Consider the following 24,603-nt stretch of genomic DNA (forward strand, 5'->3'; position numbering starts at 1 on the left):
GCTCTTTGGTCAGCGCTTATACTTGTTATTTGTATGAGTTCTTGTGGTTCTAGAAAATCGAGAACGCTATTTAACGCACAAACAGATGTGGTTACGGATACCATAAAACAGGTTTATGTGGTTAACGACCAAGGAATGGCAGACGCCTACTATAAAATAAAGGCTAACGATCAGCTTGCTATTCGCAATGTACAAAATAAAGAATTTGGAGCCTCAAACAGCAATTTAGGTGGCGGAACCGCTTCTTCATCGGGCAGTAGCGTTACAGGAAGCGCTCAAAATGTAACGTCGTACCCGGTGGATTTAGAGGGTAACGTTAATTTACCAGCTATCGGAAAAGTAGCTGTAGTTGGTTTAAGCAGACGTGAAGCTGCTGCTAAAATACAAAATCTTTACGGCGAAAAACTGTTAAAAGACCCAATAATCGAGCTGAGTTTGGTTAATTTAAAAGTGACGCTATTAGGTGAATTTAGCAAGCAGGGCAATTTCCTTCTAGAAAAAGACAATACCTCATTAATCGAAATTATTGGCGAAGCTGGTGGTATTACCAAAACTGCCGACCCGAAGACACTGAAAATTATTAGAGGGGATAGAGCTAATCCAGAATTGATTTATGTTAACTTAAATGACATTAACAGTTTGGCCAGCAAAAAAATTATCCTTCAAAATAACGATATCATAGTTTTGCAACCTACCAAAAACTCGGCTTTGAGCGAGCGTTTGCAAAGTTTTAACAATATTGTACAGCCGCTTCTCGTTGTAGTTAACCTTGCCGTTTTAATTTTCACTTTAAGCAAGTAATGGAGAACAACCCTGTAGTTATAAAGAAACCTAGTCAAAGTATAGACTTTTTAAAAATATTTAAAGTATTTTTAAGTAGGTGGTATTGGATTTTAGCCTGTGTTTTATTAGCCTTAGCTGGCGCAAAGGTTAAATTGCTTTATACTGTTCCTGTTTATATGACTTCAGCTTCGCTGAAATTACAAGAAAGCAATCCATCATTGGGCACATCGCAAATGCCTTCGCAGGTTTATAATTATACCGATAAAATCCAGGCAGAAAGTTATGTAATAAAGTCTAATGATGTTATCGCAAATGCGATAGCTAACCTAGATTATAAGGTGTCCTATTATCTGGTAGGAAGGATTAAAACGAGTGAGTTATACCCGGATGTTCCGTTTGAGATAGCTATTATTAAACAAGATTCGGTAAACTTTGGCCGTGGAATATATCACCTAGAAGGATTAGAAAACAACAAGTTTAGTTTAAGTACAGATGAGCCCAATGCCAAGCCTGTAACTTACGCCTATAACCAGACGTTAAACTTGGGAAACATGGAGTTTGCTATTAAAACAAAGCTACCTGTTGGCGCAAAATACAGCTTTAAATTTAATGGTAAGGAAGAGTTTATTGGCAGAATTTTAGGCGGACTAAATGTTAGTGAAGCTGCTCGTTTTACCAATATTATGAGTTTGAGCATGACGGATGGCAACGCTGTTTTTGCAGCAGACGCTTTAAATGCTGTAATGAAAGAATATATAGCTTACGACATCATCGACAAGAGAAAATCTGCCAAACAAACTGTTGATTTTATTAATAGTCAATTAGGCTTTATTGATGTTGAGGCCGGCAAATCTGGTAGTAGCTTAGCTGACTACAAAACCAAAAACAAAGTTGTGGATATGAACAGTGCCACTTCTATGACGGTAGGAAAACTATCTGATTTCGAGAAGCAGAAATCGATGTTGGATATTGAAGCTTTAGGTATTAGGCAGCTCGAATCTCAGCTGAATAATAACAGAGATAAAATAGACATTAACTTAGATTTAGAGGGAAACATAGGAACAATGTTAGGTGGTTTAATAGGCCAACTTAATACATTAATAACCAATAGGGAGTTGAAACTAACCCAATTTAATGCCAATTCGCAGCCTATTAAGGATATTGATAATCAAATTGCAAGTATTAAACAGTCTATTCGTAGTAACATCAGATCGCTTAGAGAACGTAACCAAGCTACCGTTAGGTTTTTAGACAACCAAATTGCGCAGGTTAATCAAAATATTAGCCAGATACCTGCAAAGGAACAAAACTTGGTTAAGTTAAATTCAAATTTTGAGGTTAATAACAAAGTGCGTTCTTATCTATCGGAGAAAAAGCTGGAGGCAGAAATGAATGCAGCAGCGGTAGTTCCGGGTGCGGCCATTGTTAATATCGCCTACCCTTCTTTTTACTCTATCGCCCCTGGCTCAGAAAAAATATATACTTATGCAGTGTTGTTAGGATTAGCTGCCGGAGTTGGTTTAATTTTACTCGTACGTTTCCTAAACCCATATATCTACGACAAAGAAACGGTTGAGGGCTTAACTAATACGCCAATCATCGGAGTTATAAGAAAGTTCCCAGACTTTATTGATAAAGACAGCAGGCAAGCACTTTCATTGGCGCAGCCTAAATCGGTTTTTGCTGAATCGGTACGTTCTGTTAGAACAAACTTAAGCTTTATGGCTAGCCATAAACAAAGCAAAACGATATGTGTAACCTCTGAAGTTTCTGGAGAAGGGAAATCGTTTGTAACGATAAATCTAGCCAGCACACTTGCTTTAATTGACAAAAAAGTAATCCTTATTGCTGCAGATTTGCGGAAATCTAAATTGCATAAGGCGTTTGGAAGCGATAATAAAAAAGGTTTAAGTTCTGTTTTAGCAGGTCATGAAACCATAGAATCGGTAATTATGTTCGACCAAATGCATGGGATAGATTTTATGCCATCTGGTCCGGTTCCGCCCAACCCGTCGGAGCTTTTGCATACCGAAAAAATGAAAGAGTTATTGGCTTTGTTAGCACCTAAATACGACTATGTTTTAGTTGATACAGCTCCTGTTGGTTTAGTTTCTGATGCTATTCCGGTTATCCGCCAAAGCGATGTAAATATTTTTGTTATTAGATCTGGAAAATCGCAGTTGAGGGCAGCGGCAATTCCAGAGCGTTTATCACGCGAATATGGGTTAAATAATATGGCCATCGTATTAAATGCATTTGGAGATGATGCATTACACTCTAACTATTATACTACAGATTACTCTAGAGGTGGTGGCAATAGCACATATTACTATTCAGATTACTCAGGATACTCGGGCTCTGGATATTATGATAACGACCCTAAAAAATGGTGGGAGTTTTGGAAGAAAAAGTAAGTAGTTGTTTTGTTTTTTAGGTGGTTAGTTTTTTAGTTAATGATTGACAAGACTTACAAATGGTATCCGATTTATACACGTTCTAGGGCAGAGAAAAAAACAGCAGAAGCACTAGAGAAGAAAAACATTACCACTTACCTACCGTTAAAAAAGGTAGAAAAACAATGGAGCGATAGAAAAAAAATTGTTGAAGAGCCATTGCTTAAATCGTATTTGTTTGTATACATTTCTTCGGCTGAGCAAACAGAAGTATTATCAACAAATGGCGTAAGCAGGTTCATTTATTTTTCTGGGAAAATTGCCTCCATGCCGAACAAGCAGCTAGAGGATTTAAAATTGCTGTTAGCAGAAGAGGCAGATCTTGAAGTTATTGAACAGGAACTTGAAGTAGGTGAAAAAGTACTAATAAAAGCTGGACCTTTTAAAGGGATTATAGCCGAGCTAGTATCATTAAGAAGCAAAAAAAGCATTGTTTTAAGGTTAGAATCTTTAGGCCATGCGATAAAAATAAACACTTCTATGGCTTTCATAGAGAGCTTGAGGTAAACAATTAAAAATCAGTAGGTTACAGAACTATCATGTGACTGAGAGGGCGGAGCTGTGTTTAGTCAGCAAGGCTAAAGTCCTAAGTACGAAGTCTCAAGACAGGCGAAACGAAAGACGAGAAACGAAATTATTAATGTGCCGCATAGCAGGAATTATCGACCCAAACTCTAACTCGTTAGCCATTAGCGAAAATGTTAGGCGAATGTGCGATGTTATGGCGCAGGGCGGACCAGATGATGAAGGGTTTTATCAGCCTACTACAAACACAGTTTTTGGGCATCGCCGATTAGCATTAATTGACCTCTCTCCAGCCGGACATCAACCCATGTTGCGAAAAAACTTAAGCGTTAGTTTTAATGGAGAGATTTACAATTACTTAGAATTAAAGCAAGAACTTAAAGAATTCGGCTTAACTTTTACAACCCAAACAGATACTGAAGTAATTTTGGCGGGTTTCGAAGCGTGGGGAACTAAAGTGTTCAGAAAATTGGAAGGGATGTTTGCCTTTGCGCTGCATAATTCTGCAGAAAATACCACCTACTTAGTAAGAGATCAATCGGGCATTAAACCACTTTACTTTACCACACAAAGTGAAAAACTGATTTTCGCGTCGGAAGTGAAGGCTTTTAAACAAACGGATTATAAATTAGAAGAAAACCAAGATTGGCGAGTGTATTTTTTAGCATTCGGACATATCCCCCACCCTTACACTACGCTAAAAAATGTATTTTCGTTGACACCTGGCAGTTTCTTAGAATGGAATCATGAAACGACTAGCTTTAAAATAAATAGTTTTAAAACCGCAAAGCCAGAAAAAACTATTCTTAAAGAAGAAATTGCCACCGAAGCTATTAACAAAAAGTTAAAAAACGCTGTAAAAAGCCATTTGATTTCTGATGCGCCAATTGGTGTTTTTTTAAGTGGCGGAATAGACTCAAGCATTATTACCTTGTTAGCTAACGATGTTGTTGGTAACAACCTAAACTCTCTTTCCATCAACTTTGTTGAAGAACAGTTTTCTGAAGAAAAATATCAAAAGCTAGTTAGCGAAAACATAGCAGGCGAACATACCTCCTACCGAGTTACAAATAAAGATTTTGAAGCCAACTTTGATTCAGTTTTAGCAAGCATGGACCAGCCTACTAACGATGGAATAAATTCGTGGTTTGTTAACAAATGCGCTAAAGAAAATGGCCTTAAAGCGGTTCTATCTGGTATCGGTGCAGATGAATTATACGGTGGTTATCCATCTTTTAAAAGGATGGAATTAATTAAAAAGCTAAAAAAGCTACCACGATTTATTTTAAAACTCAGTGCCAAACTTCCCTCAGAAAAGTTGAAACGTATTTATTACCTCAGTTATAAAAATCCGGTAGGAGAATATCTTTTTTTAAGAGGTTTTTTTATTCCAGAGTCAATTGCGAAAGTACTCAAAATCAGCAAGTCACAAATTGACAACTTGTTTGAAAACTTCCCGATAGGCCAAGAAATTTCTGAATTAGAAGGCGAAGAACGTGCCTCTTGGTTCGAAACCAATTTGTTTATGCAAAATCAGCTATTAAAAGACACCGATTTTATGAGTATGGCCCACGGAATAGAGGTTCGGGTGCCATTTTTAGATCAGCGTTTTGTAAATACAACAAATAAAATTTCCAATAATCAACGTTTTAAAGAAAGACCAAAGGGAATATTAATCGAGGCTTTTAAAAATATTTTACCGAAAGCTATTTGGAACAGGCCTAAAATGGGATTTAGTTTCCCTTTGCAAAAATGGTTTTTGGAAGGCAACCAAATTACGGATGAGAAGATTTACAACAATAATGACTATGCTAAAAAACTAATAAAACAGTTTAAAGCAAATAAAATGCATTGGTCTAAAGCATTTGCACTGTATCAGGTGGTAAAAAACCATAAAAATTGAAAAGCAAAAACGTTCTATTTCTAACCCTCTACACCTTCGATTTAATTGGGGGAATAGAAAAAGTTTGTCGTAATTTTTTAGATGTATTTGAGTTGATAAAAAGCAGAGCTTCCATTGCAAATCATTTGACCTTATCACTTTATGATAAAGCTTCGCCCCAAAACAACTATAAAGCTTTTAATGGCAATAAAGTTAGCTTCGCGTTAGAAACGATAAAACAAGGATTTAAGGCAGATGTAATTATCCTGAGCCATATACACTTACTTATTTTTGCCAAAGCAATCAGACAAATCAATCCTAAAAAGAGAATTGTTTTAATTGCCCATGGAATTGAAGTGTGGAAGCCACTTGCAAGTTGGAAGGTGAAATTTTTAGCAAAGCTGGAGATTTGGGCAGTAAGTAATTACACGGCAAACCAGCTTATAAGCTTGCATAAAATACCTAGTAAGCAAATTAGCGTTCTGAACAATAGCTTATCAAAGGATTTTAATTTCGACAATGAGCCGAATCCTTCATCAGCTGTGCTAGCAAAATACAATGTACCTGCCGACCACAAAATACTGCTTACTACTTGCAGACTTTCATCCTTTGAACAGTACAAAGGTTATGATTTGGTTTTACTTTCCTTAAAAGATTTGATTAAAGCACACCCTAATCTAAGTTATTTTATTGTTGGCAAAGCCGATGAAAATGAGAGAGAAAGAATCCAAAAATTAATTGATCGTTTAGGAATAAGCGCAAATGTTACCTTAACTGGCTATGTAAGCGATGAAGAACTGGAACAGTTTTACCGCAAGGCGGACATATTTGTAATGCCCAGCAAGGGTGAGGGTTTTGGATTGGTTTTTATTGAGGCCATTGGCTACGGATGTAATGTAATTGCAGGCAATGCCGATGGAAGTACTGACGCTCTTTTGAACGGAGAATTAGGATTATTAGTTGATCCAGATGATAATGACGCCATTTATAATGCGCTTAACAAATTGATAGTTAATCCGCCAGCCAAAACTACGACAGCTGAAAACAGGCAAAAAGCAATAGCAAACTTTGGCTTTGAGCGTTATGCAGAAAAAGTTGAAGCTCTAATAACACAACATGCAAACTAACCAACATAATTGGACCATTGAGTCTAAAAGCTCACTTTTAGACCTTAAGCTTAAAGAAGTTTGGGCCTATAGAGATTTGTTAGGACTATTGGTTAGGCGAGATTTTGTTTCGTTTTACAAACAGACGGTACTCGGTCCGCTGTGGTTTTTTATTCAACCATTATTTACCACCATTATTTTTACTTTTATCTTCGGGAATTTGGCAGGTATATCTACAGATGATCTGCCAAAACCATTATTTTACATGGCCGGTATTACCGCTTGGAATTACTTCGCCGACTGCCTTACCAAAACCTCAACGGTGTTTAAAGACAATGCTAACATTTTTGGAAAGGTTTATTTCCCTAGACTAATTATGCCACTAAGCATTGTGGTAAGCAATCTGGTTCGCTTTGGTGTGCAAATGATTTTATTTCTACTAATGATGGCTTACTATTATTTTGTAGTTGGCGCTTCATTTAACATAACTTGGGCAATTGCGCTTTTCCCCCTAATTGTCGTTTTAATGGCTTTGCTAGGCTTGGGAACAGGAATGATTATTTCGGCCATGACCACCAAATACCGCGATTTAGCCTTTCTTGTTACTTTTGGCGTACAATTATTGATGTATGCCACAACGGTGATTTATCCGCTATCCGAAGCTTTTAATAAGTATCCGGCTTATGCCTGGATTATTGCATACAACCCAATGACGCCGATAATAGAAACCTTCAGATACGGCTTTTTAGGCGAAGGTAGTTTTAGTTGGGGAAGCTTAGGCTATGCAACTGGTGTAACTTTGTTTTTCCTGATCTTCGGAATTGTTATTTTTAATAAAGTGGAAAGAAATTTTGTGGATACTGTGTAGGTTTCGTTTTTCGTCTGTCGTTTTTCGTTCTAGAAATCAAATATAATGTTGCCTATTTTTAGCTATATTCAGTACAAATCAATCATCCTTGATTATAACTTAAATTCAGATTATATCATGGAAAATAAATTGGAAGTTTGGAAAAAGGCTCACGACTTAACAATATCCATTTATTTGGTAACAAAACAATTTCCGAAAGAAGAAATGTTCGGCTTAACTGCTCAAATTAGAAGAAGTGCCTCGAGTGTGCCGACTAATATTGTAGAGGGGCAAGCTAGACAATATACGAAGGAGTTTATACAGTTTTTATTTATTGCAAAGGGATCGTTAGCCGAAACACATTATCATCTCTATTTGGCTAAAAGTTTAGCTTATTTGACTGAAGAAACATATTTTAAAATTGATACTGAAATCATTAGCATAAAAATGATGTTGAACAAATTAATTAAGTCTCTGAATTAATTAAATTATTATCCATCATTCTACTTCCTTATAAATGAACAACGAAAGACGAATAACGAACAACTAATGAGCATCGCTATAAAAGTAGAAAACCTCTCCAAAGCTTATCGACTAGGTCAAATCGGTACAGGCACAATCAGTCGCGATTTGGAGCGTTGGTACGCTCGAATGCGTGGTAAAGAAGATCCTTTTTTAAGGATTGGCGAAACTAACGACCGCAGCACAAAAGGCAGTAGTGATATTGTTTGGAGTTTAAAAGACATCAATTTTGAAATTGAACAGGGTGGTGCAGTAGGTATTATCGGCAGAAATGGTGCTGGTAAAAGTACCCTACTGAAGATTTTGAGCAAAGTTACCGCCCCCACTACCGGGAAAATATCCGGAAAAGGTCGAATCGCCAGTTTATTAGAAGTTGGTACCGGTTTCCACCCAGAACTTAGCGGCAGGGAAAACATATTCCTAAACGGCGCCATTTTAGGCATGCGCAAAAAAGAAATTCAACGCAAATTTGATGAGATTGTTGACTTTGCAGGCATTGAACGTTACATAGACACACCTGTAAAACGTTATTCGTCTGGTATGTATGTGCGTTTAGCCTTTGCAGTAGCCGCTCATTTGGAAAGCGAAATTTTAATTGTTGATGAAGTTTTAGCCGTAGGCGATGCAGAATTTCAAAAGAAATGCCTTGGTAAAATGGGCGAAGTAAGCAAAGGCGAAGGTAGAACGGTGCTTTTTGTGAGCCATAATATGGGGAGTGTGCAACAGCTTTGTAATCGATCCATCATCTTAGACCAAGGTGGAATTCGTTTTGATGGGGCGGTAAATTTGGGCATAGGTATCTATCACCAAAATATCATGTCCAATAAACAGAGTTTTTATGTTAATGAGACTGATGTGAAAAAAAAGATTAGCAAGATCTCATTGGTCAATGAAACGGATGAGGTACTTAGCACGATTACTTCATTTGATCAGAAAAGCCATTTAAGATTTGAAATTAGCCTCGATTCGTCTAAAGGCGTGAACTTTGGATGCACAATTTTTAATGAGCAGGGCGATGCAGTCATGTCTACGCCAGTGTTTGACAACTTTGATGCTGCTAAAAACAATCAGGTTATTAAAATTGAATTCCCGAGCAACCTGCTCAAAGCTGGGAATTATTACCTAGAAGGTGCATTATGGCAACATGATGGCGAAGTAATTGAGCAAAATGATTGCTACCTAACCATCAGTGTTGAACCAAGAAACAAAAATGAAATTCTAGAAAAAGGAGTAAGAGGAATTTTGTTAAATCCTTTCGAATGGAAAGCCTAATGGCTGTACCAAAATAATTTATAAGCACTAATGAAGATCTATATTCTTTGCCCAGCTTATATGGCTACTGGAGGAACGGAGCTTTTACATCAATTGCATGCCAAGCTGATTGAAAAGTCTATGCATTCTTTTATTTTCTATACAGACAAGCAGGTTGATAATTCAAATGACCCTACGCCACCTCGATTTAAAAAATATGTAACGAAAGAATCTGAAGTTACTTTGGAAATTCAAGATGATCAGGCTAATTATTTGGTGATTCCAGAAATATCGATTGGTCATATTACCTATCAAAAAATAAAATTATGTTATTGGTGGTTGAGCATCGACAATTTTTTTATCATAAACAACCTCTCGGTTCAGCAATACCTGAAGCCCAACTTGAAAAGAATCATCAAAAAAATAATCAATTGGCATCCGTATCACATCATCAATGCTATGATGAAAAAGTCAAACTTTTTTTGTTGCTTTTATCAATCAGCCTATGCTCAACTATTTTTAAAGAAACATTTTAATCCGAAAATTCTATTGCCACTTGAAGATTTTATCAATAGCGATGTCATTTCGGATGTTAATCCGACCAAAGAAAATTTGATTTTATATAATCCGATCAAAGGCTTTGAGATCACTGAGCAGTTGATCAACGCTTCCCGGGATCGGTTCATATGGAAGCCCTTAAGCAATCTACAGCCAAAAGCATTAGGGCTACTGCTGGCTTCTTCAAAAATATATGTTGATTTTGGCAATCACCCCGGTAAAGACAGAATCCCCAGAGAGGCCGCAATCAACAACTGTGTGGTTATTTCAAATACAAAAGGTGCGGCAAAGAACGACCTTGATTTACCAATCAGTAACAAGTATAAATTTGCTGACCCATTAAAATCAAAACAACAAATCTTTGATTTGATTGCCGATATATTCAAAAATTTCGATGCACATCACCAAAATTTCACTCATTATAGATCAGCGATCTTGAACCAAGAAAAAGAGTTTGATACCCAAGTTGAAAATTTCATTAAATTGATTAGTAAGCCACATTCCTAAAATGAATTTTATTCACCAGAAATGAAAAAAAAGATCTTAATTGTAGGCGCAGGGTTTTCAGGGGCAGTGATGGCGAGAGAGCTGGCTGTAACGAACAACTTTGAGGTTTTAGTGGTTGATGAAAGAAATCACATCGCAGGAAATTGCTATACAGCGAGAGATGGCCAAACCAATATTATGGAGCATGTTTATGGCCCTCATATTTTTAACACCAATAATGAAGTGGTGTGGAAATACATTCAAAATTTCGGAGAATTTATTCCTTACACCAATCGGGTTAAAGCTGTTACGGCGAAAGGAATATTTTCATTGCCAATCAATCTATTAACGATTAATCAATTTTTTAAAACCGCATTAAATCCCAGCCAGGCTGCTGCCTTTATGAGTGCCCAAGGTGATTCCACTATTGTTGACCCACAAAATTTCGAAGAACAAGCGTTAAGGTTAATGGGCAAAGATTGCTATGAAAATTTTTTTAAAGGCTATACCATTAAGCAGTGGGGATGTGATCCAAAGGAGCTTCCAGCGAGCATATTGAATCGTTTACCTGTAAGATACAGTTACGATGATAATTACTATAATTCGCGATTTCAAGGAATTCCGATTGATGGTTATACCGCTGTGGTTTCAAATTTGCTCAACCATCCACAAATCAAGCTAAAGCTGAACCATAAGTATACAAGCGAAATGAATTCGCATTTTGATCATGTATTTTATTCGGGCCCACTTGATGCTTATTTCGACTTCAAATTAGGCAGGTTAGGATACCGAACGATATATTTCGAAAAAGAACTCCATGATGGCCCTGATTTTCAAGGAAATCCCGTCATCAACTACTGCGAAGAAACGGTGCTTTATACCAGGGTTCACGAGCACAAACATTTTACTCCTTGGGAAAGCCACGAACAAAGTATTTATTTTAAAGAATATAGCAAAGAAACCGGGCCGACCGATATTCCTTACTATCCCAAACGACTTAACACTGATAAAATTCTATTAAAAAAATATCGTGAATTGGCAGAAGGTGAAAAAAATGTCACCTTTATTGGTCGTCTGGGCACCTATCGTTACATGGACATGCACCATGTAATTGATGAGGCGCTAAAAATAAGCTCGCTTTTTGCAGCTGAAGCAGGTTCATCAGACACTTTCCTGAAATTTTTTAATACAGAAGACAGTTAATTTCACGAAAGATCCAACCAACAAGGGTTACCCATTTCATGCTGTACAATAAAAAATGATTTCAATAATTATCTCATCACACAATGAGTTAAATTTTAAACAAATTGAAGCCAATATCGACCAAACGCTTGGAGAGGATTTCGAAATCATCAAAATTGAGAATCAAAATCAAATGGGGATTTGTGCCGCTTACAACCTAGGGGCAACAAAAGCCATTTATGAGTATGTATGCTTCTGTCACGAAGATATTTTATTTCATACGCAAAATTGGGGCAAACTTTTAGTCGATCTTTTCGATAAAGATAAAAATATTGGGCTTATTGGGCTGGCGGGAAGTAGTTACAAACCTCTTATACCTTCGGGATGGAGCTTTCCAGCTAGCCCTCTGATAAGCATGAATGTGATTCAAAATGATCCAAATTTAATCTCGTTACCAGCACATCAACAAAAAATAAATAAAAACCATCCGCCTACACCCGCAGCAACGATTGATGGTTGTTTCATGGCTACAAAAACGAGTCTGTGGAAAAACAATCAATTTGATGAAAAGACCTTTGATAACTACCATTGTTATGACTTAGATTTTTCATTATCTATTGGAAAAACACATCAGGTGGTGGTGGCCAACAACATTTTAATCAGTCATTTGTCAAGTGGAGGATTTACCGAAAAGTGGTTAGCTGAAACCTACAAACTTCATAAAAAATGGAAAAATGATTTACCTAGAGCCACCGAAAACCTATCCAGAAAAGAGAAAAATAACGAAGAATTGGGCGCCTATCAATTTCTGATGCTAAAGACCCATCAATTAAAGTATCGCCGACTTTCGCTTTTTAATGTACTTTTCAAAGTAAAAACACTGAAAGCGCTCGGGTGGAGAAATTGGGCTATTTCTCTACTCAAAACGATTTATTACCTACCAAAAAATATAATTTAAGTAATTGATGGAAAAACGCTGTGTGATTATCATTCCCGTCTATAAAAAATTTCCATCAACGACCGAAAAAGCAGCTTTAACACAAGCGTTAACAATTTTATCAGCCTATCAATTTTATTTTGTGTGTGCAAATGAACTCGATGTAAGCGAATATGAAACCATCACCGTAAAATTTCCGAATGTGAATATCTCTGTGAAGCGGTTTAACGGGACTTACTTTTCAACTATTGCGGGCTACAATAAATTAATGCTATCATTAACATTTTACCAACAGTTTAGTTCATTTAAATTCATGCTGATCTATCAACTTGATGCTTGGGTGTTTAGAAACGAATTAGCCTATTGGTGCAATCAAGATTACGATTATATTGGTGCACCTTGGTATGAAAACCAGCAACAAAATTGCAAATTTGTAGGGGTTGGCAACGGCGGGTTCTCCCTTCGGAAAATCAGCTCGCACATTCGAATTCTGAAATCATTCTCTTTGGTAATTAAACCCGGTTACTTTTATTATTTGTTAACGAAAGATTTTTCCCTAAAAAATGTTAAGATTGTTCTTAAATGTCTATTTTTTTCCAATAACACTTTTCACTGGCTCAATGATTTTAGTGAAAATGAAGATCGGTTTTGGGGACTTATCGCCGTTAGGAATTTCACTTGGTTTAAAACACCTCCAGAAAAGATTGCGCTAAAATTTGCCGTAGAAACGTATCCTTCCCATTTTATCAAATCTGATGCCGACCTACCATTTGGCTGCCATGCATGGGAAAAATATGATAATGACTTTTGGAGCAGCCATATCAAATTACCCAATAACCACTAATGAAAATACTGTTTATTTCAGAAATACTTCCTTTAGCTACCTATGCAAGTGAAGTGGTGTTTTATCGGCATTTCACCAAGTTAGCGGACGAAGGGCATGAAATACATTTGATTACAGATCAAAATTCTTATCAGCGTAGGAAAATAGGCTTGTCCCCTCTTTTTAAAGTACATGTTATTCCAAATAGAGAGTGGTTTTATCCGCCGTTTAAGCCCTATGGTATCCTTCAGTTCATAAGATTCAATATTTATTATTACCGCTTTGTTAAACCAATCATCAAAAAACATAAAATCGATACGCTCTTCGGTTTCGTAAATGGAAACTTCCTGCTGGCATTAACAGCATTTGTGCAAAATAAGACCCGCTTACCTTTGCTTTCCTTTTTTCACGACGATACCAACGAGCTCAATTTTCATAGAGATTCAAAATGGATAAATAGTAACACCGCCAAAATGTTAAAGGCCAGTCAGCTTGTCCTTACCGCCTCGGATGGCTTTGCCGAAAATTGGAAGGAATTTTCAAATAAATTCTCTTTACTCTATCCTATTCCAGCCGAAGATCAAGACTTACCAAGCTCCAAAAATCCTCCATTAGCTATTGGTTATGCAGGATCAGTGTACAATGAGATTATTCCAGTGCTAGAAAAATTCTCTGATTGTTTATCCAATTTAAAAATTCCTTTTACCATAATTGGGAACAACAAAAATGCAGATTACCTTGGTGAAAAATATGAAAACGTAACGAATTTGCCACTCTTCGAAACAGCAGAAGAGGCTAGTCAATTTTTAATTGAAAACTGCAAGTTCTGCATTATCCCCTACCCAGAAGAGATGGATGCCATGCCTTGGGTAAAAACTTGCTTTCCGAGTAAGTTCATTCAATACTGTAAGCTTGGCATTCCATCTATAGTTATTGCACCGGCAGAATCAGCAATTGGCAAATGGTGCCTAGCAAATTCATGGTTACTTTATTTAGACACCTACGATTTTGATAAGATTAAACAATTAATTCAGGTAACTGCGGGAAGCGATGAGGTTAAGGCACAGGTTGAATTTTTCAGAAGAAACACCTTTGATCCACAAATTATCCATCAACAATTTTTAACGCACTTGGCTCAGCTTTCCTAATATTTAAATCTTGAAACCAACATCGCTACTACAGCACTTAATTAATATCTTATACCGAGCACCTCGTTCAAAATACAGAACAATCCAACGTTTTGGTGGCTTTTCAAGTTATTATCAGATGCTACAGGGAAGAGATAAAATGATTAAGGCCAGTCAAACTTTGCCTGTAATACCATCCCATAAAGATGGTTTACAGGTTTATTTTCTCACCGGGAAAGATTACCTCTATCAAACTCTTTTCTGCGCATATTCTCTGGTTAAGTTTTCTAAGGAAAAGTATCAATTTACTTTAGTTGATGATGGCAGCTTTACTGAAGACCTGAAAAGTAGCACTAAAAAACAAATGCCTGGTGTGATCATTTTCGATACGAATCAAATCAACCGAAATTTAGATTTATTTCTTCCAACAAACAACTATCCTTTCTTGCGAGATAAAAGAGCAGTTTACCCACATCTAAGGAAGTTAACCGATATACATACCATTGATGATGGTTATAAATTAGTGCTAGACTCAGACATGCTTTTTTTTAAGGAACCTACCGAAATGATCAACTGGCTAAAAGCACCTTCTGGTAGTTTATTTATGGTAGATTGTGCAGAATCTTACGGTTATTCTCAGCAATTCATGGAAGACTTGGTTGGAGAACAAATACCCAAGCTGGTTAATGTGGGTGCATTTGGCTTTAACTCATCAGCCATTAGCTGGCAGCACTTGGAAAACTGGGGCAAAAATTTGGAAGAAAAAGAAGGAACTACTTATTTCCTAGAACAAGCACTTTCTGCAATGTTAGTGGCAAACAGGTCTAAAACGATCTTGAATAAAGAAGAATATATTGTTAACCCATCTCGGAATTTGGAAAATGCCAAACTTCATCACTATGTAGATTTGTCGAAAAAATTCTATTGGGAAACAGCGTGGAAAATCATTCATGAATAGCCCATTAGTTTCAATTATTATTCCGGTGTATAATGCAGCATCACATTTAGAACAATGCTTACAATCTGCTGTTAACCAAACCTGGAAAAAAAAAGAAATTATTTTGGTTAATGACGGATCTACCGATCAATCTATACAAATTGCCAAACGCTACGAAAATGAGTATTGCAAGATTATTACGCAAGAAAATAAAGGAGCTGCTGCAGCTAGAAATACAGGGATAAAACACGCAAAAGGTAGTTATATTCAGTTTCTAGACGCAGATGACATCTTAAGCTTGGATAAGATCGAAAACCAAGTCAAATTAATTGGCTCACAGCTAGACAAATTAGTGGTTTGTAATACCGTTCAGTTTTATGATGGAGAAGAGCATTTGAATTTGGCCCCAAATCCAATGGAAGACAACTATATCTTCAGCACCAACGATCCGATAGCATTTTTAACGAATTTGTGGGGACTAAATGACGGTCATATTGCCATGGTACAACCAAATGCATGGTTAACACCCAGTAACTTAATAGCAAAAGTTGGTTTGTGGAACGAGCATTTAAGTTTAGATGACGATGGTGATTTTTTTTGCAGAATCTTACTAAATTCAAAGGGAATTATTAAAGATCGAAGCAGCATCAATTATTATCGAAAATATAAACGACCAAAATCTGTTTCTGGTGCAATGACCAGCAGGGCTCTTCAAAGTCAACTTGAAGCTTTAAACTCAAAAAAAGAACAGCTGCTTAAAAAGGCCGACAACGTGAGCACGAGAACTGCCCTCGCTAATTTATATCTATCACTTTCAATGATTAGTTTTCGCAACGATAAGGCCGTGTATCTGACTGCAAAGATGGCAGTCGAAACGATTGGCGTAAAGCCAAGCCTAAAAATTGTCATGGGCGGGAATTTTATTCAGCTGATCACGAAAATTTTCGGTTGGAGAACTGCAAGAATAATCAGCTCTTGGAAAAGGAATATTGCCAATCAAATTTAACTGTACGCATGGCTTGGAATTAGCATCACCTCACCAATGAAAATACTTCAAATCGTAAATCCAGTTGTTCCCTTTCCACCAAAAATTGTTGGTGGAACAGAAAGGGTTGTTCAATACCTGATGGACGAACTTTTAGCTAAAGGGCACGAAATAACACTGATGGGCCACAACGATTCGATTGTTCCAGAAAGTGTAAAATTTATTCCAATTGGTACTTTTTTAGATCAAAAAAACACGGCTAAAAAAATATGGAAGCACCTCCTATTTAACAAATACGATGTGATTCATAACCACGGTAGGCTGGTGTATTTTTTACCGAAAATTTGGAGCAAAACTAGAAAAATTCATACTTTTCACATTGCTGAACTAGAAAGCAGTTCATTTCATAGATTTGTAGACTTGAATCCAAGAAATTTCACCTTTAGTCCTTGCGGAAAATGGATCCAAGATAAATCTGTACATTTGAAAGGCAACTGGAGCTTTGTTAATAATGGTTTGCCGAAAAATCTCTATACCTACAACCAAAAGCCGTTAAGCATAGATGCTCCTTTGGTGGTTATTTCGCGAATGGAGGAGAGCAAAGGCATTGCCGATGCCATTAAATTAGCGAAAATGGCCAATAGGAAACTAATTATAGCAGGAAAAGTAGGTGATTATCCGAACGAAATTGCTTGGTTTGAAGAACAGGTGGTGGCAGCCTGCGATGGTGAAAAAATTAAATTTATTGGTGCTGTAGATGATGCTAAGAAAAATAAACTATTGAACGAAGCTGCTGCCTTATTGATTCCTACGATCCACAGTGAAGCATTTAATACTACAATGCTTGAAGCAAATGCGTGCGGTTGTCCGGTAATCAGCTACAATCGATTTTGCTTTGATGAATACATTATCAACGGTATAAATGGTTTCAAGGGCGAAAATCTCCAAGATTTGGCAGCGGCCATTCAAAAAATCGCTGAAGTTGATCGGAATGCCTGTAGAAAACACTTCGAAGAAAATTATACCTCGACACATATGGCCAACAATTACCTTGACTTATACCGAAAAAAAGTTTGAAAATCGCCATCATAGCTGACCCATTTATTCCAGTCCCACCAGAAAATTACGGTGGCATTGAACGTATTATTGACTTTTTAGTGCGTGGACTAATTGCTAAAGGCCATCAGGTTTTACTCGTAGCAAATGAAGACTCAAATATTGATGTTCCGTTGCTCAAATTTCCAAAACAACATATTGGAGTTTTAAATCATATTAAAAACATGCGTACGATTGCTAAGCTGCATAGCTTTCAACCCGATGTTATCCATAGTTTTGGAAGATTAGCCTATTTATTGCCTTTTGCATACTCTAAAATCCCAAAGGTGATGTCTTACCAACGTGAACCGACGGTTAAACAAATCATCAACGCACAAAAAATATTCAGACAAAATACGTTATCCTTTACCGGCTGTAGTGAATACATCAGCAAGCAAATTATGCCCTATGCAAAATCAACGGCGATCCATAATGGTGTTGAAACATTCAAATATGATTTTGTTTCAGCCGTTCATCAAAATGCACCATTGGTTTTTTTGGGAAGGATCGAACCGATAAAAGGTACTCATATTGCCATAGCTATTGCCGAAAAAACTGGGAAGGAACTTGTGATTGCAGGCAACATTCCCCCAGCTTATCAGACTTATTTTGATGAGGAAATCAAACCAAAATTGAGCGATCAAATTAAATATGTCGGCGCTGTAAATGATAAACAAAAAAAATTACTCCTTGGAAATGCCATTGCATTTTTAATGCCGATAAAATGGAATGAGCCTTTCGGAATTGTGATGGCAGAGGCAATGGCCTGTGGAACGCCTGTCATTGCTTTTAATAGAGGTTCTGTACCAGAAGTTGTTAACCATGGTCTGAATGGGTTTCGGTGTAATACCGTAGCAGAAATGGTAGAACTGGTCGGCAAAGTTAATCTGTTGAGCAGAGAAGCTGTTCGAAAGGATTTTGAAGAACGTTTTTCTGCAGAAGTAATTATAAATCAATATTTAAATTTATACAAGCAACTGACGACCAAGTAATCTAAATGAAGAAAATAGTTTTAGTAACATCCGGTCAACCCAGTTTAAATCCAAGATTAGTTAAAGAAGCAGATGCACTCTCAACAGAAGGTTTTGATGTTATAGTACTTTATCAATATTGGAATGAGTGGGGAACACTTGCAGATGCAGAATTATTACAAAGTAAGACATGGAAAGCGATATGCGTTAGCGGGTCGCCCAATAAGCAAATAATTCGTTATTTTATCAGTAGATATTTGCATCGTATTGGTCAATTATTAATCCGTTATTTTGGTATTAGAAATGGGATAGCAGAGTTGGCTATTAAACGAAATGTGTTTGGTTTGGTTAAAAAAGCGAAGTCTATTAAGGCAGATTTATACATCGGACATAACTTAGGTGCACTACCAGCAATTGTTGCAGCAAGTAAAAAATATGGGTCAAAATGTGGCTTCGACGCTGAAGATTTTCATAGGCAAGAACAGACTGACGATATTAAAAGTGAGGCTTTTCAACTAGCAAAATTTATTGAAGACAAATATCTTCTACAAATCAGCTATTTCAGCGCAGCGAGCCCTTTAATTGCACAAGTCTACCAAAATTTATATCCAAATTTACGCCCTATTGTGATAAATAACGTATTTCCTTCTCGTTTCTTGCAAAAACAAAATTCGTCTCCAGAAAAAGCGATGAGATTATTTTGGTTTTCTCAAACGGTGGGTAAAAAAAGGGGATTAGAAGACGTAATTTTAGCAATCGGAAAGCTTCAAAATGCCAATATTAGCTTTACGATTTTGGGAAAGATTGATGACCACACTAAAAACTATTTTTTAAAGTTTGCTAATCAAGCGTCCTTATCAGTCAAACAATTAGAGTTTGTTGAACCAATTAGTCCTGACGAGATTTTTCATTTTGCAAAAAATTTCGACATTGGTTTAGCATTAGAAACTGGCTTTTGTAAGAACAATAATATCGCACTTTCTAATAAGCTATTTACTTATCTTACTTCCGGATTAGCCGTAATCGCTTCCGAAACGGATGCGCAAAAAGCTTTTATCGCAAAAAATACAAGTGTCGGTTTTAGTTACCCCATTGGAGATAGCAATGCATTAGCAAATTTAATACTTGAGTTTGACATTAATAGAGACTTACTAGCACAAACTAAACAAAATGCCTTGTCTTTAGCAGCCACGCAATTGAACTGGGAATTAGAAAGTATTACTTTTTTAGACACCGTTAAAAGCGTATTAAAAGTTTGAAAAAGGTACTAATCATTTCTCCCTACTTCCCTCCCTCTAACACTGCAGACATGCAACGCGTTAGAATGAGTTTACCTTATTTTAAAAAATTTGGATGGGAAGCAGAAGTTGTAACTGTGCTTGAAAAACATAGTGATTTATCTAAAGATAAATTACTACTGGAAAATATACCATCCAACATCGTTATTCATCAAGTTGATGCATTTTCTAAAAAATTCACCAGCAAGTTTGGTTTAGGTAGCTTAGGACTTAGGTCAATGTATTCTTATAGAAAACATGTGAATAAGCTTTTAAAAGCTAAACATTACGACCTCATCTATTTTTCTACCACAGAGTTTTCTGTAATGATACTTGGAGCTTATTGGAAAAAAAAATATAACGTTCCGTATGCTATCGACATGCAAGATCCTTGGCATTCTACTTATTACGAAAATAGGCCGAAGTCCGAGAGACCTGCAAAATATTGGTTTTCTTATCGTTTGAATAAGTTCTTGGAACCTATAGCAATGAAAAATCTTGATGGTTTGATTAGCGTTTCACAGGCTTACATAAATACCTTGCAAAACAGGTATAAAAATTTAAAATCAATCCCTACCAAAGTTATCACCTTTGGTGCATATGCTCCTGATTTCGAATTTGTAAAGAGTAATGTAAATCTTTTCAATCTGCCTTTTTCAAAAACAAAAGACTCGATAAACATTGTTTACGTTGGTAGAGGTGGCCATGATTTAAAAATCTCAGTAAGTTTACTTTTTGAAGGATTTAAAAAAGGTCTGGCTGAAAATCCAGTAATATTCAATCGATTACGTTTTCACTTTATTGGCACAAGTTATGCCCGCAATGGAACGGGAAAGCCCACAATTAAACCCATTGCAGATGAAATGGGCTTAAGCGAATTTGTATTTGAACAAACTGATAGAGTATCTTTTTACAATAGCATTTTCTCACTATTAAACGCTGAGGCCTTAATTATTGTTGGCTCTGATGATCCACAGTATACGGCATCAAAAATTTATCCGTATATTCTAGCAGACAAACCGTTGATGGCGATATTTCATCCGTTAAGTAGCGCTTCAAAAATTATCAATGAGTGTGGCGCAGGTAGGGTGATTTCTGTCTTAGATAAAAAAAATGCTATTAACTTTATTTATGATGAATTAGCAAAATGGCTTAGTAATTATAAAAAGTCTTCTACAAACTGGGCTGCTTTCAGCAAGTACGATGCTAAAAACATGACAAAGCTACAATGTGATTTATTTAATCAAACTATCAATTGAAAAGCATTTTTCTTAAAAAATTATTAAGAAGAAAACTATTTAAAGGCCAATTCAGAATATTTCTCTGGTTATACTATAGAAGGTGGCTAAAAGAATTTGAAACCATAACTTCGCCAGTAATGGGCTCATTTAAAATCAGCCTTAACACCAAAAATTTCATTGATGCTTGCATTTATTACACAGGCGATTATGAGCTGTACTTAAAAAAGCATTTTAAAAAATTCATCAATGAAGGAGATTATATTTTAGATGTTGGAGCAAATATCGGTTTCCACACACTCTATTTCGCTGAATTAACTGGAGTGAATGGAAAAGTATTTTCTTTTGAACCTATTCCAATTAATTTTGATGCTCTGCAAAGAAACATCAAGCTAAATCAATTTCCGCAAATTACTACTATCAATAAAGCATTAGGGAATACCAATGCTCCTATGGAGATCCATATTAATCAAGATAATCAAAATCCTGGTGCATTTAATCTTTTAGAAAACGGGCTAAAGAATACAATTATAGATTGTATCAAAGGAGATGATTATTTAGAGGGAAATCAAATTGAAAAAATACACTTCATCAAAATAGACGTAGAAGGATTTGAATATGAAGTTTTTAAAGGATTGTCAAAAACAATTGAAAATTGCAAACCTATTATTATTTTCGAGTTTGACTACAATTATCAGCATAAATTGAATGATAATCCAAAAATTATATTTGAATTTCTAAGCCAATATGGCTATCAATTTTTCACCATTGATGGATACGGTAATAAAGCGATATGTAATTGGCTAAAGGAAATCAAGGAAACGGAAATTTTAGCACTCCCAGATTAGAAATAAAAATCTTAATTTTCAAGGTATTGCTCTAGTATAGATGAAGCACAGTTAATAAAACTAGACATCACCTTACAATTTAAAGTAAATTCTTGAAAAAACTAGCCATCATCATCACCCACCCTATTCAATACTATGTCCCAGTTTTTCAACTGCTGGCTAAAGAATGCGAATTAAAGGTTTTTTACACTTGGGGCGAGGCTGGAGCGAAAGCAAAATACGACCCAGATTTTAAGCAAATTATCGCCTGGGACTTGCCCTTACTAGAAGATTATAATTACGAATTTCTAACTAATTCATCAAAAGATTCTGGTTCGCATCATTATGGAGGTATTATTAATTCAGATTTGAACGAAAAAATATCTTCTTTTTCACCAGATGCAATACTGATTTATGGTTGGGCGTATAAAAGCCATTTATCTGCGATGCGATATTTTAAAGGAAAAATTCCACTTTGGTTTAGAGGAGATTCTACTTTATTAAGTGAAAGAAGAGCGCTGAAAAAAATTCTACGATCTATTTTTCTAAAGTGGGTTTACAAAAATATAGACAAAGCCTTTTATGTTGGAACCGCTAACAAAACCTATTTTCAAAAATTTGGAATTGCAAATAAAAAGTTAGTGTTTGCACCCCATGCGGTAGATAACAAAAGGTTTTCGAGCGATAGAAATGTAGAAGCTTTAGCTCTACGAAACAGTTTAGGAATACCGCCGGCTAATTCGCTAATACTTTTTGCAGGGAAATTAGAGGCTAATAAAAATCCAGAGCTACTATTAGCAGCGATTCAGGAATTGAATTTAGCTGGTGTTCATTTACTATTTGTAGGAAATGGGGAATTAGAGAAGCAGTTGAAAAAAACTGCGGTTGTATTAAGTTCTCCCCCTACCCCCTCCAATGGGGGACATAACATTTCGACTACGCTCAGCATGACAACTGTACATTTTATGGGTTTTCAAAATCAAACGCATATGCCAATAATCTATCAAGCTTGTGATCTTTTCTGTTTGCCGTCTCAGAGTGAAACTTGGGGTTTGGCAGTAAACGAAGCAATGGCATCTGGCAAGGCAATTTTAGTTTCTGACAAAGTTGGATGTGCTGTAGATTTAGTTAAAAATGGCGAAAATGGTTATATCTTTGAAAGTAACAACCTAATAGATTTAAAAGCTAAAATTTCGCTTTTATTATCAAAAGAAAACGATTTAAAAAAAATGGGAAAGGCATCTTTCTGCATTATACAAAACTGGAGTTTTGAAAAACAGGTTGCAACATTTTTAGAAACCTTAAACGGCTAATGAATTCTACCAATCCCCTTCGTTATTTACTGTTATACGTACCTTTTCTTTTAGCTTGGGCAACTTTAAAAGAATATCACGCATCGTATATTATTGCTTGGTTAGGCTCATTTTTCATTTTTTATTTAAGCTATAGTGGTTTATTAAAAAAGCTACCCAACGATATGAAAATAATCGAGCAATTAATGCGTCCGATATTTTTAATGCAAGTAATTTTTGCAGGGTACATGTGCTGTACTTCTATTTTTTACTACGTTAATGCTATCGGCTACCAATACCTGGATTATACGGGCAACAGCGTAATGTTTAAAGACGATATATATTCTTCGATTGCAAAATGCCAAATGTTTTACGTTTTAGGTCATGCAGCATTGGTTCATGGGATAATTGCTAAAATGGACTATCCTGTAGAAAAAAAACATACCGTTTATACTTCCTCCATGAGTAATTTGCTGTTAGGAATTTCTGTTGTATGTTTACCCTTAGGTTACGTTTTTGGTAAAGTCGGCGCATTAAGTCAGTTTAGTGTACAGTTAACTGGTTTGAGTTTTGTAGCCGGAACTATTGCATTAGCCTTTGCTGTTAAGGAGCAGAAAAAAACAAATTTCTGGTTTGCAGGGGCTTTATTTGTAAGTAATTTAATGAACGCTTTAGTATCGGGTTTTAAGGAGCCTATTATAATTTGTGTTTTGCTATTAGGGGTTTTTCTTTTGCCTATCTACGGTAAAAAGGTAATACCTGTTTTTAGCATTTTATTGGTGATGCTTTTCTTTATTCTACCTACGTTTATTGGTAATTTCAGAAAACTAGCTGGACAGGGTTTGGCATTAAACGAAGTTAGAGATCAAAGTATAGATGCGGTATTTAATAGTGATCAGGAAGCTTTGCAAGAAGATAACTGGGCATTTTTAATCTATCGATTTTCCGAAATAGATATGTTTATTAAATATGTTAACACTACGCCTAGTTTTGTGCCATATTATAAAATAAAATTAGTTGAGGATGCTGCGATTTCAATTATCCCTCGTTTCTTTTGGCCAGGAAAACCTATAATAGAAGACATGGTTATGCAAAGGGTTTACAACGCTGGTGTTGTTGATCGTCAATCAATGGTTTCTGCTAAACCAGCCTATATTGTTGACTGCTACCTCTCTTACGGAATGATAGGCATTTGGATAGGTTTATTTTTATATGGATACATCGCTCAATGGATCTCTATGAAAGCAGAGCAGTTATTCGGTGGCTACTTTATGGGCACAGCTGTAATGTTTGCCGGACTATATCAGATTTTTTGGCGAGGGAACAGTTTTGAATTTTTAGTAAATGCTGTTTTTTGGAGTTTTGTAACCATGTATATTTTTTATGTGGTATTGAAAGCAAAAGGAGTTTTAGAAAGAGTTGGTTAGTTGGTTAGTTGGTTAGTTGGTTAGTTGGTTCGGATGGATTTGATTGCTGATAAAAGGTTTAATTTAAAAAGA

The 24,603-nt window shown here is 36.1% G+C and carries 22 protein-coding genes; all 22 read left to right on the top strand.

What is annotated here, in order from left to right:
• Positions 1–33: 33 nt before the first annotated feature.
• The 22 genes from DUT69_RS14740 to DUT69_RS14845 all read left to right on the top strand — a co-directional run bounded on the left by DUT69_RS14740 (position 34) and on the right by DUT69_RS14845 (position 24,531).
• On the top strand, positions 34–801 hold the full coding sequence (locus DUT69_RS14740; protein ID WP_162796324.1) for a polysaccharide biosynthesis/export family protein: 768 nt from the start codon (positions 34–36) through the stop codon (positions 799–801).
• A complete protein-coding gene (locus DUT69_RS14745; protein ID WP_113654005.1) occupies positions 801–3,197 on the top strand; it encodes a GumC family protein in 2,397 nt (798 codons plus the stop codon). Before DUT69_RS14740 ends, DUT69_RS14745 begins: the two co-directional genes overlap by 1 nt.
• A gap of 39 nt (positions 3,198–3,236) precedes the next feature.
• Positions 3,237–3,743, top strand: coding sequence for a UpxY family transcription antiterminator (locus tag DUT69_RS14750; RefSeq protein WP_113654006.1), 507 nt, complete (start codon positions 3,237–3,239; stop codon positions 3,741–3,743).
• A 133-nt stretch (positions 3,744–3,876) separates the two neighbouring features.
• Complete coding sequence (gene asnB / locus DUT69_RS14755; RefSeq protein ID WP_113654007.1) at positions 3,877–5,664, top strand: asparagine synthase (glutamine-hydrolyzing); 1,788 nt, start codon at positions 3,877–3,879, stop codon at positions 5,662–5,664.
• On the top strand, positions 5,661–6,770 hold the full coding sequence (locus tag DUT69_RS14760; RefSeq protein WP_113654008.1) for a glycosyltransferase family 4 protein: 1,110 nt from the start codon (positions 5,661–5,663) through the stop codon (positions 6,768–6,770). The genes asnB and DUT69_RS14760 overlap by 4 nt, the downstream gene beginning before the upstream one ends.
• Positions 6,760–7,617 (top strand): ABC transporter permease, encoded by an 858-nt coding sequence (locus DUT69_RS14765; RefSeq protein WP_113654009.1) that lies wholly within the window; start codon positions 6,760–6,762, stop codon positions 7,615–7,617. The genes DUT69_RS14760 and DUT69_RS14765 overlap by 11 nt, the downstream gene beginning before the upstream one ends.
• A gap of 117 nt (positions 7,618–7,734) precedes the next feature.
• Positions 7,735–8,079: a four helix bundle protein gene (locus DUT69_RS14770; protein ID WP_113654201.1), complete on the top strand. Its 345-nt coding sequence runs from the start codon at positions 7,735–7,737 to the stop codon at positions 8,077–8,079.
• Positions 8,080–8,145: 66 nt separating this feature from the next.
• Entirely contained in the window at positions 8,146–9,390 is a 1,245-nt protein-coding gene (locus tag DUT69_RS19305; protein WP_162796325.1) for an ABC transporter ATP-binding protein, read from the top strand.
• Positions 9,391–9,420: 30 nt separating this feature from the next.
• Positions 9,421–10,434 (top strand): hypothetical protein, encoded by a 1,014-nt coding sequence (locus DUT69_RS14780; protein WP_162796326.1) that lies wholly within the window; start codon positions 9,421–9,423, stop codon positions 10,432–10,434.
• A 21-nt stretch (positions 10,435–10,455) separates the two neighbouring features.
• Complete coding sequence (gene glf / locus DUT69_RS14785; RefSeq protein WP_113654011.1) at positions 10,456–11,616, top strand: UDP-galactopyranose mutase; 1,161 nt, start codon at positions 10,456–10,458, stop codon at positions 11,614–11,616.
• 55 nt (positions 11,617–11,671) lie between these two features.
• On the top strand, positions 11,672–12,553 hold the full coding sequence (locus DUT69_RS14790) for a glycosyltransferase (RefSeq protein WP_113654012.1): 882 nt from the start codon (positions 11,672–11,674) through the stop codon (positions 12,551–12,553).
• 7 nt (positions 12,554–12,560) lie between these two features.
• Positions 12,561–13,376, top strand: coding sequence for a DUF5672 family protein (locus DUT69_RS14795; RefSeq protein WP_113654013.1), 816 nt, complete (start codon positions 12,561–12,563; stop codon positions 13,374–13,376).
• A complete protein-coding gene (locus DUT69_RS14800; protein WP_113654014.1) occupies positions 13,376–14,503 on the top strand; it encodes a glycosyltransferase in 1,128 nt (375 codons plus the stop codon). The genes DUT69_RS14795 and DUT69_RS14800 overlap by 1 nt, the downstream gene beginning before the upstream one ends.
• 10 nt (positions 14,504–14,513) lie before the next feature.
• Positions 14,514–15,440, top strand: coding sequence for a glycosyl transferase (locus DUT69_RS14805; protein ID WP_162796327.1), 927 nt, complete (start codon positions 14,514–14,516; stop codon positions 15,438–15,440).
• The gene (locus tag DUT69_RS14810) at positions 15,433–16,425 is read left to right on the top strand and encodes a glycosyltransferase family 2 protein (RefSeq protein ID WP_113654016.1); all 993 of its coding nucleotides are present in this window, start codon (positions 15,433–15,435) and stop codon (positions 16,423–16,425) included. The genes DUT69_RS14805 and DUT69_RS14810 overlap by 8 nt, the downstream gene beginning before the upstream one ends.
• A gap of 36 nt (positions 16,426–16,461) precedes the next feature.
• Complete coding sequence (locus tag DUT69_RS14815; protein WP_113654017.1) at positions 16,462–17,481, top strand: glycosyltransferase; 1,020 nt, start codon at positions 16,462–16,464, stop codon at positions 17,479–17,481.
• Positions 17,478–18,491, top strand: coding sequence for a glycosyltransferase family 4 protein (locus DUT69_RS14820; protein WP_240186731.1), 1,014 nt, complete (start codon positions 17,478–17,480; stop codon positions 18,489–18,491). Before DUT69_RS14815 ends, DUT69_RS14820 begins: the two co-directional genes overlap by 4 nt.
• A 5-nt stretch (positions 18,492–18,496) precedes the next feature.
• Complete coding sequence (locus DUT69_RS14825) at positions 18,497–19,729, top strand: glycosyltransferase family protein (RefSeq protein WP_113654019.1); 1,233 nt, start codon at positions 18,497–18,499, stop codon at positions 19,727–19,729.
• The gene (locus tag DUT69_RS14830) at positions 19,726–21,006 is read left to right on the top strand and encodes a glycosyltransferase (RefSeq protein WP_113654020.1); all 1,281 of its coding nucleotides are present in this window, start codon (positions 19,726–19,728) and stop codon (positions 21,004–21,006) included. The genes DUT69_RS14825 and DUT69_RS14830 overlap by 4 nt, the downstream gene beginning before the upstream one ends.
• A 119-nt stretch (positions 21,007–21,125) precedes the next feature.
• Positions 21,126–21,833, top strand: a complete 708-nt coding sequence (locus DUT69_RS14835; protein WP_162796329.1) for an FkbM family methyltransferase — start codon at positions 21,126–21,128, stop codon at positions 21,831–21,833.
• A 92-nt stretch (positions 21,834–21,925) separates the two neighbouring features.
• Positions 21,926–23,125, top strand: coding sequence for a glycosyltransferase family 4 protein (locus tag DUT69_RS14840; RefSeq protein ID WP_113654022.1), 1,200 nt, complete (start codon positions 21,926–21,928; stop codon positions 23,123–23,125).
• The gene (locus DUT69_RS14845; protein ID WP_113654023.1) at positions 23,125–24,531 is read left to right on the top strand and encodes an exosortase Y-associated Wzy-like protein; all 1,407 of its coding nucleotides are present in this window, start codon (positions 23,125–23,127) and stop codon (positions 24,529–24,531) included. The genes DUT69_RS14840 and DUT69_RS14845 overlap by 1 nt, the downstream gene beginning before the upstream one ends.
• Positions 24,532–24,603: the final 72 nt, after the last annotated feature.

It is taken from the genome of Pedobacter namyangjuensis, from assembly GCF_003313325.1.
In the GTDB taxonomy this organism is placed as follows: domain Bacteria; phylum Bacteroidota; class Bacteroidia; order Sphingobacteriales; family Sphingobacteriaceae; genus Pedobacter; species Pedobacter namyangjuensis.